Raw genomic sequence first — 13,894 nt, 5'->3', positions numbered from 1 at the left:
CGCCCCGACGTCACCAACGCCGCCACGTTCGCCCAATTCATCACGCACTGCACCACCACGGAGACCCTCTCGGTCACCGCGAAACGACTCGGCGTGAGCCGCTCCACACTGAAACGGCGTTTCACCTGGTGTTGGCTCGTTGACGTGCCTGATCCCACCATCAGTCACACCGGGCGCGTCTACGACCAGATCTTCATTGACGGCACCTACACCGCAGGCGGGTGCCTTATCGTCGCCGCAACTAGCGACCACGTCATTGCCTGGCACTGGTGCTACCGGGAAACCAGTCGCGACTACCAACACCTGCTCTCACGTATCCCCGCCCCCTTGATCGTTGTGCTCGACGGTGGGCAAGGCGCAGCAAGCGCGATCAAAACGTGTTGGCCAACTACCAAAGTGCAGCGTTGCTTAGTTCACGCTCAACGCGTTGTGCGCCGCCACACCACCTCGCGCCCGCGCACCGACGCAGGACAAACGATCTACCGGCTGGCGCTCAACCTCACCCAGATCACCACATTGGACCAGGCCGCCACCTGGGGTGGGCAGCTGCATGAATTCTCCACCATCTACCAAAAATGGATGAACGAGAAAACCAGAAGCAAAGACCCCGCAACCGGAATGTGGGTCACCACCTGGACCCACGCAAACGTGCGCAAGGCCTACAACAGCCTCAATCACCTGTGGCGAAACAACCTGCTGTTTGTCTACCTCGACCCACCCGAAGGCGTACTCGATCCCGCCCGAGTCAAAGCCACAACCAACAGTCTTGAAGGCGGGATCAACGCCCAAGTCAAAGCACTTGCCCACGCCCACCGCGGGCGCACCAACGAGCACCAACGCCGCATGCTCGACTGGTGGCTGTATCTGAAAACAGAACTGCCTGACGACCCCATCAAGATCGCCAGACAGTCCAACTGGGGAAAGGATCAACTCGCCAAAGTCCAGATCCTGACCCACGACGAGAACCGCGCCGACCACGAAACAGGACGACCAGCCCTCTACGACAACGCTATCGACACCAACTACAACCACTCAACAGGCATCCAAAAAGGCCAGATCTAACCCCAGCGACACGCCGACGCCAGACACACTTTTTGACCCTTAACCCGAAACCGCCGCCGGGATCCGGCGGCGGTTTCATCTTGCTCCTCCAACTGGGCTCGAACCAGTGACCCTTCGATTAACAGTCGAATGCTCTGCCAACTGAGCTATGGAGGAATATTTCCTGTTGCACTGTCGCTCTGTGCAACGGATCTAAAGATTAGTGGGTTGAGCGGAATCTGCAAAATCTGCTGGTGAATCGCGCTTTCGCGCATCGGTGCTCGCCAAGGAACCTGGCTAAGGAACCTAGCCGTGGAACCTATGCGCCGGCACTTCTGCGGGCTACAGTGTCTGGCATGAAGAAGCCAGTGCTCGCCCTTGTCACCGCCGCAGCTGTGGCCGCAACCCCGGTCGTGGCTCCCTCCCCAGCGTTCGCCGCGGATGCCGGCGCGGAGTCCAGCGCCGATGCAAGCTCTGCCTCGCCGTCAACCGGGGGCAGCTCGCTGAGCCCGGCGGGGGTCGCGGGCGTGGTTCTCGGGGTGCTGGCGCTGGCCGGGGCCGGGGCGGGCGTGGCGGTGCAACGCGGACTCATCCAGCTGCCTGCGCTGCCGCAGCTTCCCGGGATAGATGCGCAGGCGGTGGCCAAGCGCTTTGGCGTGCACGTGCCGGGCCAGCCGGCTCCGGCACCCGCCCAGCGAGGCGCGTGCTCGCCAGCCACCTTCGACGCGCTGGTTCCGGGCTGGCCGAACTTCACCGGCACCACGGTGACCTACTGCGATGGCCAGTGGGCCACGGCGGGCGCCAACCAGACGGATTGGAGCGAATCGTTCCGCCACCACAACGGCGGCTGGTCCCGCATCCAGCCGGCGGGGCAGACCCGCACGGGGGTCAAGTGCTACGACGGCGCGGCGCTGCGCCAGCAGGGCGCCCCGCAGGCGTTCCTGAACAGCCTCGTGGTCTGCCGCTAGGCCCGCGGGAGCGTCACCGGTGGATCAACGCAGGGACCTGCTGTGGCAAACAGCCATCGGCTTCGTCGGCTTTTTCGCCTTCCTCGCGCTCGCGCAGGCGGTGATCAACGTCTTCAGCCCTAACCCGGCAGTTTGGCCGGGGATCCTGGCCGGGTTGCTGGTGCTGGCGACCTGGCTGCTTGTGCGCCGCTGGCGGTCGCTGCGCCGGGGCGGGGCGGGAGCCCGGCCCCCGCACGCGCGATAGGCTGCGCGATAGGCTGGGGCGCATGAGCCTGATTGCCCCGCACGTCGCCAACTGGCCCGTGGACAACGCCTCCGCCGCCCTCATCCGCCTCGGCGGGGACGGGCGGGTTGAAATGGTGGACACGTACGGCGACCCGGACCGCACCTACGAACTGGCCAGCGTGACCAAGCTGCTCACCGCCTACGCCGTGCTGCTCGCGGTGGAGGAGGGCGCGTTCGGGCTCGATGACGCGCTCGGGCCCGAGGGATCAACCGTGCGCCACCTGCTCGCGCACTCGTCCGGGGTCGGGTTCGATACCCGCGAGCCGCAGAAACCGGTGGGGGAGCGCCGCATTTACTCCTCTGCGGGGTACGAGATCCTCGCCGACCATGTGGAGGCCACCACGGGCATCGCCTTCGCCGACTACCTGCGGGAGGGCGGGCGTCGTTAAGCAATATGCTCTCCTTCGCCACGGAACTCCTCCGCCCCGCGCTGCTGGCTGAGCAGACGCTGCGGGAGGCGCGCACGAACCAGTTCGGGGACCTACGCGGCGTGGTACCGGGCTACGGCATGCAGAAGCCGTGCCCGTGGGGGCTGGGCTTCGAGATCAAGGGGGCCAAGCGGCCGCACTGGACCGGCGACGGCATGCCGGAGGACACCGTGGGCCACTTCGGCATGGCCGGCACCTACCTGTGGGTGGCGGACGGGTGCGCGATGGTGGCGCTGACGGACCGCGAGTTCGGGGACTGGGCGAAGCCGCTGTGGCAGGAGACCAACACCGCTATTTGGGAGGCGCTCGGCGCGTAGGCCCCGGCTCCGGGCCACTAGTATCCGGCGCATGGACGTCTCGGAGAATGTGGGCAACCTCTACTTCATCCTCGAGTACACGGGTGTGGCGCTCGCGGCCACGGTCGGTGGCACGGTGGCGAAGCGGATGAACTTCGACATCGTCGGCTTCGCCTTCGTGGCGCTGATTTCCTCGCTCGCGGGCGGCCTGACGCGCGACGCGATCCTCAACTCCGGCCCCGCCGCCGCGCTGACCAACCCCGGTTACCTCATTACCGCCACATGCGGCGCGCTGGTGGCGTACTTCGTGCGGCTGGAGGGGGAGTTGTGGGAAAAGTTCCGCTTCTACGCGGACGTCGTCACCGTGGGTGTGTGGGCGGTGGGCGGCACGCTGCGCGGGTTGGAGGCGGAGCTGAGCTGGGTGCCGTGCATCCTCCTGTCGATTCTCACCGCCGTGGGCGGAACGATGGCGCGCGACATTGTGCTGCGCCGCGTGCCCAGCCTGTTCACCGAGCAGAAGATGTACGTGTTCCCGGCGGTGCTCGCCAGCGTGATGATGCTGGTGTTCAACCACTTCGGCTGGGTGTGGCAGGGCATGCTCGCGTCGGCCATTGCTGCCCCGGTGCTGTCCATCGCCCTCTACTTCGGAGCGAACCACCTCCCGCTGTTCAAGGGCCGGAAGGGGGAGCGCCCGCTGGAGGAGAAGCTCGCCCGCGCGCTATTGCTTGGCGACGCCCCCGGGGACGCCGACGATACCGCCGCCAATACCGACTCCTCCAACGAACAGACGCCGTCGCCGGACCGCGTGATCGAGGCGCTCGAGGGCGCCTCCGACGAGCAGCTGATCAACGCCCTGCGCACGTTCTTGGTCAGCGAGATCCGTGAGCGCACCGAGACGGCGCCCTAACCTTCCAGTTGAGGTCGAATAATTAGGGGGATCAACCGGCGGTTGAGGGTTGTCCTGGTGGCCAGTGTGGCGCATGATCGGCCGCGAGGTACACGAGACCTCAAGAGGCCGTTGGGGAAGACGAACCTCTCGTCTCGCACCTGTCCGCCCCGCCTAGTCACCGGGGCGGGAGTCAGCTGGTGCGCCATGCAACCGAACGTCGAAGTACGTCGAAGTACTCGGAAGGTCCCCACACAATGACAACCTCTCTGCTCGCACCCGCGCACGCCCGCACGCGCGCCACGCCCGGCGCCGCGGAACCCGCCCGCCGCCACGCCTGGTGGTTTGAGGTGGAGGGGATGGACAGGGCGTACCGGGGGAGCGTCGAAAAGCTGCTGCTCCTGCTCCCGGAAGGCGCCGAGGGCGAGGTGTGGTTCACCCGCTGGCACCGCGGGGTGGACGGCACGTACTCGTGCCGCGAGCGGATCGTGGCCAGCGAGGCCGAGGTGGCCGAGTTCGAGCGCGCGCTCGCGTCCTTTACGCGGGGAAGATTCGTAGCGAGCCTCACGCGGCGCGCCTACTATGGCGCTCATGTCTGATATTTACCGCGTACAGAACCCGAAAACGAACGAGATTGTTCAGTCCTTCGACTTCATTACCGACGACGAGCTCGAGAACGTGCTCGCCACCGCGCACGAGGCCTTCGGCCAGTGGCGAGAGCTGACCTACGCGGAGCGCGCAACCCACCTGCACAAGGCTGCGCAGCTGTTCGACTCCCGCCGCGACGAGCTGGTGAAGATCATCGCCGAGGAGATGGGCAAGTCCATCAAGGAGGGCGACGGCGAGGTCGATGACGTGGTGCAGATCTTCAACTACTACGCAGACCACGGCGAGGAGTTCGGCGCCGACGAGGAGATCCCGACGGAGCAGGGCGGCACCGCCATCATGCGCAAGCGCCCGCTCGGTGTGATCGCCGGCATCATGCCGTGGAACTTCCCCTACTACCAGGTGGCCCGTTTCGCGGCGCCGGCCCTGATGGCCGGCAACGTGGTTGTGGTCAAGCACGCCGAGATCTGCCCCCGCTCCTCCCAGGTGTTCCAGGAGATCGTGGAGGAGGCCGGGCTGCCCAAGGGTGCATACACCAACGTGTACGCCAGCCACGGCCAGATGGAGTCCGTGATCTCCGACAAGCGCGTCCAGGGCGTGTCCCTCACCGGTTCGGAGCGCGCAGGCCGCGCCATCGCCGCGCAGGCGGGGCAGGCTCTGAAGAAGTGCGTGCTCGAGCTCGGCGGCACCGACGCCTACGTGGTGCTCGACGCTGCGGACCCGAAGGAGGCGGCGCGCACCGCGTGGAACAAGCGCATCAGCAACGTGGGCCAGGCCTGCACCTCCAACAAACGCATGATTGTCATGGAGGACATCTACGACGAATTCGTGGCTGAGCTCGTGGCCATCGCCGAGTCCTACACCCAGGGTGACCCGCTGAACCCGGGCGAGAACGAGTACTACCCGCTGTCGTCGCGCGACGCGGCCGAGAAGCTGGCCCAGCAGCTGAAGATCGCCGTCGACGCCGGCGCGACCCTGCACACCGGGGGCCAGGTCGAGGGCGAGGGCGCCTACTTCACCCCGGCCGTGATCACCGGCATCCCGGTCGGCTCCGACTCCTACTACGAGGAGTACTTCGGCCCCGTGGCCGAGGTGTACAAGGTCAGCTCCGAGGAGGAGGCCATCGAGGTGGCCAACGACTCTAACTACGGCCTCGGCGGTGCGGTGATGTCCGAGGACACCGAGCGCGCGAAGCGGGTGGCCGACAAGGTTGTCACCGGCATGATCCACGTCAATATCCCGCAGGCCCGCGGCGCGGAGCTGCCGTTCGGCGGCGTGAAGAACTCCGGCATCGGCCGCGAGCTCGGCCCGCTGGGCATGGACGAGTTCGTGAACAAGCAGCGCTTCTACGTCGCCGGGTCCGACTCCCAGGTGTAAGCGGAAGTGGCGCTGGGGCGCGCCCCCGCGCGAAGGCTTCAAACTTGAACCACCTGCGTCATTTTTGACGCAGGTGGTTCATTTTTGATGCGAGACCTATTAGCCCTCAAGTCACGGCAGGATTTACTCTGTTCCGAGTTTCGCTTTCAGCTGCTCCTGCTGGGCTTGTTTGCCGAGGTTAGTAAATTCTTCCCGCAGTTCTTTTGCGGATTGATCAGCCCATGACATCTCTAGTGCTGTGAGCAGATCTGGCCCTTTGCAAAGTACGTCTAGGTTCGCATAATCTCCCCTTTCTAATAACTGAGTAGCGATTTGCTTAACCCACTGTCCGGCTGCCTGGATCTGTCCGGTGGTTGCGTTCCAGTCATTACGGCAGCCAGGCGTCCTCCATTTGGTGTCGCCCGTAGCATCGTAGTGGCCCAGAATCCTTAGTATCATCAAAATGTAAAACTTCAGGTTGGCTTTCTCGGTGCGAGAGAAATCTGAGCTGCTGTCGAGTGCAGTGCGAACTAATTTGTCGGCGCGAGCGCTCCATCGAAACTCCTCCATAGAACGATCCTCGAAGATCTCCCTGTATTGATCGTCGTTATCGAGGAATGAAGATGGACGGGCTCGTGCCGTGTCAGGGCGTTGCAAAAACGCGGATAGTGCACTCTGGCTGAGTGAAGTAATCGACACTATGTCGCGGGGCTTAATCTTTTGATTCTTGTAGAAATTTTTTCGGCGTTCGTAGTACAGATTATCCAGTTTCAACGCTTTTTCGATGTCGAGATGAACTGGGTCTGTCGCCCGCAACGAGGCTTTTGGAACCATGGTTTGACTGTTTGTGGCTTTAATAACCTTAAGCTTTTCAGTTTCATCGTCGCTCGAAATGACGCGGATCATAACTGCCCGTTCATCGGTTTTAAGCTTATGCGGATTAGATTTAAAATAGTTATAAATCGAATATGAGGTTTGAAGGCCATTTACGACCTGAACGTTTTTCAGGGTATATGTTTTAGTCTGACTGACAGGCGGGGCGGAAACCAAGATGGTAATCCCGTTGTTCAACCACCAGAAGTCGGTCTTGGGTTCGTTGTCCTCAAGTGTTTCCGCGATCTGGTTGTTGACTTGGACTGCACCTTCGTAATCCCGTACGTTCGAAGCGAAGAAGTGTTCATTAATTTCGCCTGAATCGTTACAGAGAAAATCATAGTAATCCGCTAAGGTTACCAGTGCCACCTTACCGGTGCTGAGGTCGGCTTCCTCCATGTACCGCAAATCCGTGTCGTATGATGGCGTAAAGTCCCAGCGCTGCATCATGTAATCAACGCCACAGAAATGGGTGGGATCCACGAGCGCGTTAGAAAATATCCTCTTGATGGTGCCCTCTGCGATCGAGAACGATCCTTTTACATTCGAATGCGGATCTTTAAGAGAATCAGTGCAGTAGTAAATGCTGAATTTTAGAACCGGACGCTTACTCCTTGCTCGAAAATAGAATTCCTTGAACGTCTCGATTTTAGTTACTAACTCATCCGAAAACTGGCCGTGGAGTGGATTCTTTTGGTTCTCTTCGTCATCAAAAAGATATCCAAGTGTTGAGTTCAAGCTCTCCCCGGCTCCTCCCTTAAAACCATCTGTCTCTTTCGCTTGCCCAATCAATACTTCGAAATCGAAACCGGAGTTTAGTAATTTAATCTTCTCGGCATCGAACTCACTCAAGTCATCCGCGACCTGATCATTCACTGCGAAGTAGATCCAGTCCACCCCGCCGTCTGTGCCGATACCAGTTCTACCGTTTTCTAGCGCCTCTGGTTCGTAGTCGAAGTTTTTCAAGATGATCGAAGCGGTGAAAAGTTCATACTGCTCCGAGCGCTTAAGCCCCGGATAATCTGTTCGAAACTCTTCAAATTCTTTCTTTAGGTAATCGTAATCCCATCTTGACATGGCTTTTAGACTACCTGTAGACGGCGCACAACGGGAGGGTGTTCGTCGTAATCCCTTCCCGGTTTTTTACGAGGTTCTCCTTCCCTATCTATACCGCTCGCAGCTTAACGACGCCTACACCTCACCCTGCTCGTAGAACCCGTCGCCGAACGGGTCGCGACTGTGCTCCACAAGATTGGCCACCGAATCGACCGTGGCGGTGGGGCGGAAGGGGTAGCGGGAAATCTCCGCGTCGTCGGAAATCCCAGTGCGCACCAGGATGGTGCGCAACCCCGCCTCGAGGCCGGCCTTGACGTCGGTGTCCATGCGGTCGCCGATCATCACTGTGTGCTCCGAGTGCGCTCCAATATTGTTCAGCGCCGAGCGCATCATCACCGGATTCGGCTTCCCCACGTAGTACGGCTCTTTTCCGGTCACGGACGTAATCATGGCCGCCACCGCACCGGTTGCGGGGATGACCCCGTTGGGCCCGGGCCCCGTGAGATCCGGGTTGGTGGCAATGAACCGCGCGCCGCCCAGAATGAGGTTGCAGGCGGTGGTCACCGCCTCGAGTGAGTAGGTGCGGGTTTCCCCAAGCACCACAAAATCCGGGTCCGTGTCGGTGAGGATCCAGCCGATCTCGTGCAGCGCAGTGGTCAGCCCGGCTTCGCCGATGACGTAGGCCGAAGCCTCGCCCGCCTGCTGCGAGAGGAACTTCGCCGTGGCGGTGGCGGAAGTCCAGATCCGCTCCGGCTCGATCTCGAGCCCCATCCGCACGAGCTTCGCCGAGAGGTCCCGCGGCGTCTGGATCGAGTTGTTCGTCAGCACCATGAACTCGATCCCCTCCTCGCGCAGCGTGGAGATGAACTCGCTGGCGCCCGCGATCGGCTCGCCCTCGCGGTGAAGGACACCGTCCATGTCCGTCAGGTACGAAATGGTCATTGCGCCCGCTCCTCGATGTAGCTTGCCAAGTCGCCCGCGGTAGCGCAGGCCTCGTACACGGACTCGTCCACCCGCACGCCGAATCGCTCCTCGATGCGGATCGCCAGCTCGATCCGGTCCAGGGAAGTCAAGCCGGCATCGGCCAGCGGCGTCTCGGGGGAGGGGGTGATGTCAAAGTGATCGTCGACAAGCGATGCGAGCTCGTCGAACGTGTCCTCCGGATCCTGCGCGGCCGCCTCGAACGAGCCGAAATCCAATCGTTGGGAGAGTTCCATGGCACCCATAATAAGCTTCTGCGCATGATCCAATTCAGCACCGACCGCGAGGGGGACGTGTACCGCGACGGTGTGCGGGTGCACTGGTACGAGGCGGGGGCGCAGGATCCGTCCGCGCCGACCGTGCTGTACGTGCACGGCTTCAACATTTCCTCCGCCGAGTTTGTGATGCAGATGGATGCGCTGCGGGGCGAGGGGGTGCGGCAGCTGCTGGTGGACCTGCGCGGCCACGGCCGTTCCGAACGGTGCGCGCCGGAGCTTCTAGCTATCGACGCCGCCGCCGACGACATCGCGGCCGTCCTCCGCGCACGCGGCGTCCGCGGGCCGGTGGTGGTGGTTGGGCACTCCCTCGGCGGGCCGGTGTCGCTCTCGCTGATGCGCAGGCATGCGGGGGAGTTCGCGTGGGCTGGCAGCGTGCAGATCTCCTCCGCCGTGGAGCCGTTTGCAATGCGCGGTATGCCGCGCATACTGGCCGGGCCGCTGGGGAAGCAGCTGGAGTGGGTGGTGGACAACCTGCCGCGCTTCGCTGAAGGGATGCGCCGCGCCATCACAGACACGATCGCGCCGGTGCTGGCGGTGGGGTTCTACTTCCGCCCGGTCCCGTGGTCCGTCATCCTCTTCCACGCGGACATGATTAAGCAGACGGCACTGCCCACCTACGAGGGCTTCTTCCAAGATCTGCTCGAGCACTCCGAGCTGGGCGCAGCCGACGTGCTGGCCGGCATCCCCGGCTACATCCTTGTGGGAGACCGGGACCGCGTGACACCCGTGTCCCAGTCCCGGCGGCTGTGGGACATCTGGCCGCGGGCGTGGGTGCAGGTGCTGCCCGAGTCCGGCCACATGCCGCCGCTCGACGCACCCGGTGCGGTGACCGCCGCGATCGAGCGGCGGCATGTGGGTTTGGGGCGGGGGTCGCCGGCACGGGAAAGCCCCGAGTGCCAGTCCGCAAGGGACGGCACCCGGGGCTTCGTTTCACCCGAGCCGGTGTTACTCGGTGGCGTTCTCGGGGCCCTGCTTCTCGCCGTCCTGATCCGGAGCGGCGGCGGTCGGGTCGTCGATCTTCAGGTCTTTGGCGGCCTGCGCGGCGACGGAGCGGTCGATCTTGCCCTCCTTGGCCAGGCCCATAAGGGCGGCCACGGCCATGGACTCGCCGTCAATGTTGAAGTAACGGCGGGCGGACTCGCGGGTGTCGGAGAAGCCGAACCCGTCGGCGCCGAGCACGATGTACTGGCCCGGCACGTACGCGCGGATCTGCTCCTGCAGGTCGGTGGCGAAGTCCGAGGTGGCGATGTACGGGCCCTCGGTCTGCTTGAGCTGCTTGGTCACGAACGGCTCGCCCAGGTCCTCACCCGGGTTGAGCAGCTGCTCCTTGGCCAGCGCGGCGCCGTCGCGGGCGCACTCGGTCCAGGAGGTGACGGAGTAGATCGCGGCGCCCACGTTGTACTTCTCGGCCAAGATCTCCTGCGCCTGCAGCGCGGCCTGCATGCCAACGCCGGAGGCCAGCAGCGAGACCTTGTGCTCCAGGTCCTGGCCCTTGTCGTAGAGGTAGATGCCGCGGTGCAGTCCCTCCACGTCCAGGTTCTCCGGGCGGGCCGGCTGGTGCGTGGGCTGGTTGTACACGGTGAGGTAGTACATGACGTTCTCGCCGCCGTCCGGGCCGTACATGCGGTCGATGCCCTTGGAAATGAGGTAGGGCATCTCGTAGGCGAACGCCGGGTCGTACGGAATCACGGCCGGGTTGGTGGAGGCCAACACCGGAGAGTGGCCGTCCATGTGCTGCAGGCCCTCGCCGAACAGGGTGGTGCGGCCGGCGGTGGCGCCGACGATGAAGCCACGGCCCATCTGGTCGCCCGCAGCCCAGAAGTTGTCGCCGGTGCGCTGGAAGCCGAACATCGAGTAGAAGATGTACATCGGGATCATCGGCTCGCCGTGGGTGGCGTAGGAGGTGGCCGCCGCGATGAAGGACGCGGAGGAGCCGGCCTCGTTGATGCCCTCGTGGAGGATCTGGCCGTCCTTCGCCTCGCGGTAAGACAGCTGCAGGTCGTGGTCCACCGGCACGTAGTTCTGGCCGTTCGGGTTGTAGATCTTCAGCGTGGGGAACCAGGAATCAAGGCCGAAGGTGCGGGCCTCGTCCGGGATGATCGGCACGACGCGCTTGCCAATCTCCTCGTCGCGCATGAGCGCCTTGAAGGTGCGCACCAGCGCCATGGTGGTGGCAACCTCGGCCTTGCCGGAGTCCTTGAACAGCGGCTTGAAGGTCTTCTCAAAGTCCGGCAGCTCGAGCGGCGTGTAATCGAGGCGGCGCTCCGGCAGGGCACCGCCGAGCTCCTTGCGGCGCTCCTTGAGGTACTTGATCTCCTCGGCGTCCTCGCCCGGGTGGTAGTACGGCGGCAGGTACGGGTCCTTTTCCAGCTCCTCGTCGGAGATGGGGATCTGCTGCTTGTCGCGGAAGAGCTTCAGGTCATCCAGCGTCAGCTTCTTCATCTGGTGGGTCGCGTTGCGGCCCTCGAAGTTGTGGCCGAGGCCGTAGCCCTTCACCGTGTGGGCGAGGATGACGGTCGGCTTGCCCTTGGTCTCCAACGCCTTCTTGTACGCGGCGTAGACCTTGCGGTAATCGTGGCCGCCGCGGCGCAGTGCCCACAGCTCCTCGTCGGACATGTCCTCGACCAGCTTTGCGGTGCGCGGGTCGCGGCCGAAGAAGTGCTCGCGCACGTACGCACCGTCATTGGCCTTGAACGTCTGGTAGTCACCGTCCGGCGTGGTGTTCATGATGTGCACCAGCGCGCCGTCCTCGTCCTTCTCCAGGAGCTCGTCCCACTCGCGGCCCCAGACCACCTTGATCACGTTCCAGCCAGCGCCGACGAAGAAGCTCTCCAGCTCCTGAATGATCTGGCCGTTGCCGCGCACCGGTCCGTCCAGACGCTGCAGGTTGCAGTTGATCACAAACGTGAGGTTGTCCAGGCCGTACAGGGAGGCCATCTGGATCAGGCCGCGGGATTCGGGCTCGTCCATCTCGCCGTCGCCGAGGAACGCCCACACGTGCTGCTTGTCGGTGTCCTTGATGCCGCGGTCCTGCAGGTACTTGTTGAAGCGCGCCTGGTAGATCGCGTTCATCGGGCCGAGGCCCATGGACACGGTGGGGAACTCCCAGAACTCCGGCATGCCGTGCGGGTGCGGGTAGGAGGGCAGGCCGCCCTGCTCGCGGGAGACCTCCTGGCGGAAGCCATCCAGGTCGTCCTCGCTCAGGCGGCCCTCCATGAAGGCGCGGGCGTACATGCCCGGGGAGGCGTGGCCCTGGAAGAAGACCTGGTCGCCGCGCTGCTCGGCGTCCTTGCCGTGGAAGAAGTGGTTGAAGCCAACCTCGTAGAGGGCGGCGGCGGACGCGTAGGTGGAGATGTGCCCACCCACCTTGATACCCGGGCGCTGCGCGCGGTGCACCATCACGGCCGCGTTCCACCGGATCCAGCGGCGGTAACGCTTCTCAATCTGCTCATCGCCCGGGAACTCCGGCTCGAGCTTGGTGGGGATGGTGTTAACGAAGTCGGTTGAGGACAGGGCCGGCAGGTCCACGCGCTTCGCGTTGGCCCGCTCGAGGAGGCGCAGCATGAGGTAGCGGGCGCGCTCCGGGTTCGAGTCATCGAGCAGGCCGTCGAGCGAGTCCATCCACTCTTGGGTCTCCTCCGGGTCCGAGTCGTGGAGGTAAGACGCGACACCGTCGCGGATCAGCGGGATGTTGGTGCTCGGCTGGTTGCCGTATGCGTCGGTATTTTCCAGGTCAGGGTGCTTTTCAGTGTCAGCCACAGAAAACTCCTCCGAATTTGGCGCGTGGGCCGGCGGCGTGCCAGCTTCTGCGTAGTCAATAGGGTTCTCCACAATTCTACGACCTTTCAACGACTGCCGGCGCAAGGCCGCCGAATCGTCATACCTTGACCCCCAGCATCATGCGTGTATCGCAAGTAGAATGATGAAAATCACAGGCCCCATACCCCAAACTCGAAGGAGGACCCCCACCTTGGCTGGCTCTGGTGGAGATACGTACGCAGCCCGCTTCGGCGTCGCGGAAGGCGACGTTGTGCAGGAAATCGGCTGGGACGATGATGCGGACACCGCCGTTTCGGAAGCGATCGAAGACGCCATTGGGGCTCCGCTTTTAGACGAAGACTCGGACGAGATCTGCGGCACCATCCTGCTGTGGCACCGGGACGAAGACGGGGACTTGGTGGACTCGCTGGTGGACGCGATCCGCAACCTCGAGGAAGGCGGCCGCATCTGGCTCATGACCCCGGGTGCCGGCTCGCCCGGCGGCGTGGCCCCCGGCGAGATCTCCGAGTCCGCGCAGCTGGCCGGCCTGGCCCAAACCAAGGCGGACCGCTTCGGCGCCTGGCAGGGCTCCCTGCTCACCGCCCCGCACGGCCGCAAGTAGCGCGGGGAAGGGCCGGGGCACCGGAACGGCGCAGCAGTTTTGAAGGTGCCGGTGCGCGTCTGCTAACGTTTTCCTATCCGCGCCGTTAGCTCAGCTGGAAGAGCAACTGGTTTACACCCAGTAGGTCGGGGGTTCGATCCCCTCATGGCGCACCAGGTTAAAGCCCCTTTCCGCAGTTGCGGGGAGGGGCTTTTCACTTTGCGGGTTAAGGGTCAAAAAGTGTGTCTGGCGTCGGCGTGTCGCTGGGGTTAGATCTGGCCTTTTTGGATGCCTGTTGAGTGGTTGTAGTTGGTGTCGATAGCGTTGTCGTAGAGGGCTGGTCGTCCTGTTTCGTGGTCGGCGCGGTTCTCGTCGTGGGTCAGGATCTGGACTTTGGCGAGTTGATCCTTTCCCCAGTTGGACTGTCTGGCGATCTTGATGGGGTCGTCAGGCAGTTCTGTTTTCAGATACAGCCACCAG

Annotated in this window: 11 protein-coding genes, 2 tRNA genes and 3 pseudogenes; 10 read left to right on the top strand and 6 right to left on the bottom strand. The window is 63.4% G+C overall.

The window, feature by feature from the left end; all coding sequences use genetic code 11:
- On the top strand, window positions 1-1,062 hold a 1,062-nt coding region (locus BN4252_RS04780; RefSeq protein ID WP_066526765.1), incomplete at its 5' end, for an IS1249 family transposase.
- An 83-nt stretch (window positions 1,063-1,145) separates the two neighbouring features.
- On the opposite strand, the gene BN4252_RS04775 is transcribed toward BN4252_RS04780, so the two are convergent.
- A tRNA-Asn gene (locus tag BN4252_RS04775) sits at window positions 1,146-1,218 on the bottom strand.
- 179 nt (window positions 1,219-1,397) lie between these two features.
- Here BN4252_RS04775 and BN4252_RS04770 point away from each other — a divergent pair.
- From BN4252_RS04770 to BN4252_RS04745, 6 genes and pseudogenes are all read left to right on the top strand, one after another.
- Window positions 1,398-2,009, top strand: a complete 612-nt coding sequence (locus BN4252_RS04770) for a hypothetical protein (RefSeq protein ID WP_066526762.1) — start codon at window positions 1,398-1,400, stop codon at window positions 2,007-2,009.
- Between the two features lie 19 nt (window positions 2,010-2,028).
- Window positions 2,029-2,253: a hypothetical protein gene (locus BN4252_RS04765; protein WP_066526758.1), complete on the top strand. Its 225-nt coding sequence runs from the start codon at window positions 2,029-2,031 to the stop codon at window positions 2,251-2,253.
- A 22-nt stretch (window positions 2,254-2,275) separates the two neighbouring features.
- Window positions 2,276-3,039: pseudogene (locus tag BN4252_RS04760) on the top strand (serine hydrolase domain-containing protein).
- 31 nt (window positions 3,040-3,070) lie between these two features.
- Complete coding sequence (locus BN4252_RS04755) at window positions 3,071-3,925, top strand: trimeric intracellular cation channel family protein (RefSeq protein WP_066526753.1); 855 nt, start codon at window positions 3,071-3,073, stop codon at window positions 3,923-3,925.
- A 236-nt stretch (window positions 3,926-4,161) separates the two neighbouring features.
- Window positions 4,162-4,503: a hypothetical protein gene (locus BN4252_RS04750; RefSeq protein WP_066526748.1), complete on the top strand. Its 342-nt coding sequence runs from the start codon at window positions 4,162-4,164 to the stop codon at window positions 4,501-4,503.
- Complete coding sequence (locus BN4252_RS04745; protein ID WP_066526771.1) at window positions 4,496-5,887, top strand: NAD-dependent succinate-semialdehyde dehydrogenase; 1,392 nt, start codon at window positions 4,496-4,498, stop codon at window positions 5,885-5,887. The genes BN4252_RS04750 and BN4252_RS04745 overlap by 8 nt, the downstream gene beginning before the upstream one ends.
- Window positions 5,888-6,010: 123 nt before the next feature.
- Here BN4252_RS04745 and BN4252_RS04740 read toward each other — a convergent pair whose 3' ends face one another.
- The 3 genes from BN4252_RS04740 to BN4252_RS04730 all read right to left on the bottom strand — a co-directional run bounded on the left by BN4252_RS04740 (window position 6,011) and on the right by BN4252_RS04730 (window position 9,012).
- The gene (locus BN4252_RS04740; protein ID WP_078056769.1) at window positions 6,011-7,816 is read right to left on the bottom strand and encodes an AIPR family protein; all 1,806 of its coding nucleotides are present in this window, start codon (window positions 7,814-7,816) and stop codon (window positions 6,011-6,013) included.
- 114 nt (window positions 7,817-7,930) lie between these two features.
- The gene (locus BN4252_RS04735) at window positions 7,931-8,737 is read right to left on the bottom strand and encodes an HAD-IIA family hydrolase (protein WP_066526745.1); all 807 of its coding nucleotides are present in this window, start codon (window positions 8,735-8,737) and stop codon (window positions 7,931-7,933) included.
- Complete coding sequence (locus BN4252_RS04730; RefSeq protein WP_187370923.1) at window positions 8,734-9,012, bottom strand: acyl carrier protein; 279 nt, start codon at window positions 9,010-9,012, stop codon at window positions 8,734-8,736. Before BN4252_RS04730 ends, BN4252_RS04735 begins: the two co-directional genes overlap by 4 nt.
- A gap of 24 nt (window positions 9,013-9,036) precedes the next feature.
- Here BN4252_RS04730 and BN4252_RS04725 point away from each other — a divergent pair.
- Window positions 9,037-9,876 (top strand): annotated as a pseudogene (locus BN4252_RS04725) (alpha/beta fold hydrolase); the annotation flags it as partial.
- A gap of 123 nt (window positions 9,877-9,999) precedes the next feature.
- Here the strand turns inward: BN4252_RS04725 and aceE are convergent.
- Window positions 10,000-12,786: a pyruvate dehydrogenase (acetyl-transferring), homodimeric type gene (gene aceE / locus BN4252_RS04720; RefSeq protein ID WP_066526768.1), complete on the bottom strand. Its 2,787-nt coding sequence runs from the start codon at window positions 12,784-12,786 to the stop codon at window positions 10,000-10,002.
- A 190-nt stretch (window positions 12,787-12,976) separates the two neighbouring features.
- On the opposite strand from aceE, the gene BN4252_RS04715 reads away from it, so the two are divergent.
- Together BN4252_RS04715 and BN4252_RS04710 are read left to right on the top strand one after the other, a co-directional pair.
- Window positions 12,977-13,435, top strand: coding sequence for a DUF3052 domain-containing protein (locus BN4252_RS04715; RefSeq protein WP_078056772.1), 459 nt, complete (start codon window positions 12,977-12,979; stop codon window positions 13,433-13,435).
- Between the two features lie 79 nt (window positions 13,436-13,514).
- Window positions 13,515-13,590: transfer RNA gene (locus BN4252_RS04710), tRNA-Val, on the top strand.
- A 93-nt stretch (window positions 13,591-13,683) separates the two neighbouring features.
- Here BN4252_RS04710 and BN4252_RS11060 read toward each other — a convergent pair.
- Window positions 13,684-13,894 (bottom strand): annotated as a pseudogene (locus BN4252_RS11060) (IS1249 family transposase); the annotation flags it as partial.

Origin of the sequence: Corynebacterium bouchesdurhonense (assembly GCF_900078305.2) — a bacterium.
Taxonomy (GTDB): domain Bacteria; phylum Actinomycetota; class Actinomycetes; order Mycobacteriales; family Mycobacteriaceae; genus Corynebacterium; species Corynebacterium bouchesdurhonense.
The sequence above is the reverse complement of the archived record's forward strand: the minus strand, read 5'-3'. Positions and strand labels throughout refer to the sequence as shown.

What these genes read in the sequence shown, in the direction of transcription:
- BN4252_RS04770 (WP_066526762.1), top strand. Translation starts at nt 1,398, where the DNA reads ATGAAGAAGCCAGTGCTCGCCCTTGTCACCGCCGCAGCTGTGGCCGCA.
- BN4252_RS04755 (WP_066526753.1), top strand. Translation starts at nt 3,071, where the DNA reads ATGGACGTCTCGGAGAATGTGGGCAACCTCTACTTCATCCTCGAGTAC.
- BN4252_RS04750 (WP_066526748.1), top strand. Translation starts at nt 4,162, where the DNA reads ATGACAACCTCTCTGCTCGCACCCGCGCACGCCCGCACGCGCGCCACG.
- BN4252_RS04745 (WP_066526771.1), top strand. Translation starts at nt 4,496, where the DNA reads ATGTCTGATATTTACCGCGTACAGAACCCGAAAACGAACGAGATTGTT.
- BN4252_RS04740 (WP_078056769.1), bottom strand. Translation starts at nt 7,816, where the DNA reads ATGTCAAGATGGGATTACGATTACCTAAAGAAAGAATTTGAAGAGTTT.
- BN4252_RS04735 (WP_066526745.1), bottom strand. Translation starts at nt 8,737, where the DNA reads ATGACCATTTCGTACCTGACGGACATGGACGGTGTCCTTCACCGCGAG.
- BN4252_RS04730 (WP_187370923.1), bottom strand. Translation starts at nt 9,012, where the DNA reads ATGGAACTCTCCCAACGATTGGATTTCGGCTCGTTCGAGGCGGCCGCG.
- BN4252_RS04715 (WP_078056772.1), top strand. Translation starts at nt 12,977, where the DNA reads ATGAAAATCACAGGCCCCATACCCCAAACTCGAAGGAGGACCCCCACC.